The sequence below is a fragment of the Microcystis sp. LE19-131.1A genome (assembly GCF_027532015.1).
Taxonomy (GTDB): domain Bacteria; phylum Cyanobacteriota; class Cyanobacteriia; order Cyanobacteriales; family Microcystaceae; genus Microcystis; species Microcystis ichthyoblabe_A.
In genome coordinates, this window is the sequence record NZ_JAPZSS010000261.1 from 1 (window position 1) to 1,324 (window position 1,324).

Consider the following 1,324-nt stretch of genomic DNA (forward strand, 5'->3'; position numbering starts at 1 on the left):
TTTTTATTTCTTGATAGGATAATTTAAGAATTTTACCTCCCGCTTTAGATGGTTTAAATAGCCTGCCGCTAATAGCTCCTGTCTCTTGCATTATAGATTAATTCATCAGTCCTTTATTTTGATTTTTTAATTTTAGTAACAGCTATTTTTTATGAGAACAACCTTCCCCAAAATCATTTTTCAAGATTTTTCACCTGATTAAGGGCATCTTGGTAATCAACCATCTTGTTCTGTTGCGCGTAAAGTTGTGCCGCTTGATTGTAGTCAGCGATCGCTCCTTGCTTGTCTCCTAAGTCAGACTTGGCCGACCCGCGCCAGAAGTAGGCATCAGCATAGTCGGGTTTGATTTTAATGGCTTGATTGTAGTCAGCGATCGCACCTTGCTTGTCTCCTAACTCATATTTGGCACTCCCGCGATTGTTGTAGGCATCAGCATAGTCGGGTTTGATATTAGTGGCTTGATTGTAGTCAGCGATCGCACCTTGTTATCAAGGTTCTGGTATCTCCAACTGACGAAAAATTCTCACAGCAGTAAACTCTACAATTTCTCTATGTCGAGGGATGGCTGTGCGCCGACCATTGAGTGGATTTTCCCAGATGGAATGTTCACTTCCTTCTCGTACCAATTGACAACCCTGTTGACTGAGATAACGCAACAAATCTCGACGCTTCATGAGGCTATCAAAGTCGGTACAATTTGGACATGGGTTGATGCAGAAAATATTAGATAAATTGGTTCTTCTAAATCCGCTTCTGGGTCTGTTAACAACTCATTAGGCAAGGGTAAGGATTCCCCCCTAGATATATTAACTTCTGCCATGTCCACCAGCGCACTGGCTAAGGAACGGCGTACTGCTGCTAGATCATTTCCCCAGGAAATCACGCCAGGGAAATCCAAGACTTCTCCATGGACTCCCTGTTCCAGAAATTTATACATTGCTTTGTAGGTAAGCATCCAATTTATACTCCTTTCTTTCACCGAATTTTTTGATTAATAGATTAAGAACTGAACAAATTGGGAAAAAGCCTATGTTTTCGTTCTAGAAATCTCCAAAACTAAGCTTGACAAATTGCCTGAAGTTGTTATATCTTACAGGTTACGAGTCTTTGCGCGAGAGAAGAAAAAACGAGAATCGACCAAAGACCCCCTGTTCCCTTCTCAGATCCACACGCTACGGCTAGTAACATCTCGGCGGGAAAGTGCGTTAGCTAATTCGTACCAACTCCATTTTCCTTTTCCTTTTTCAACTAATTGGAGAAGCACCAATTCAAGTTGGGTTAACTGTACGGTATCTTTCATGATTAATCCTCTATACTTGGGTGA

At 41.5% G+C, this 1,324-nt stretch carries 3 protein-coding genes; all 3 read right to left on the reverse strand.

Features of this window, described 5'->3' with window-relative positions; translation table 11 throughout:
- Window positions 1-173 precede the first annotated feature (173 nt).
- Genes O9323_RS18630 through O9323_RS18640 form a run of 3 tightly spaced genes read right to left on the reverse strand, consistent with a single transcriptional unit; the run spans window position 174 to window position 955 of the window.
- Window positions 174-476 (reverse strand): tetratricopeptide repeat protein, encoded by a 303-nt coding sequence (locus O9323_RS18630; protein WP_288125563.1) that lies wholly within the window; start codon window positions 474-476, stop codon window positions 174-176.
- 12 nt (window positions 477-488) lie between these two features.
- Window positions 489-674: a type II toxin-antitoxin system HicA family toxin gene (locus tag O9323_RS18635; protein WP_002734683.1), complete on the reverse strand. Its 186-nt coding sequence runs from the start codon at window positions 672-674 to the stop codon at window positions 489-491.
- Window positions 671-955 (reverse strand): type II toxin-antitoxin system HicB family antitoxin, encoded by a 285-nt coding sequence (locus tag O9323_RS18640; RefSeq protein ID WP_002734253.1) that lies wholly within the window; start codon window positions 953-955, stop codon window positions 671-673. Before O9323_RS18640 ends, O9323_RS18635 begins: the two co-directional genes overlap by 4 nt.
- Between the last annotated feature and the right edge of the window lie 369 nt (window positions 956-1,324).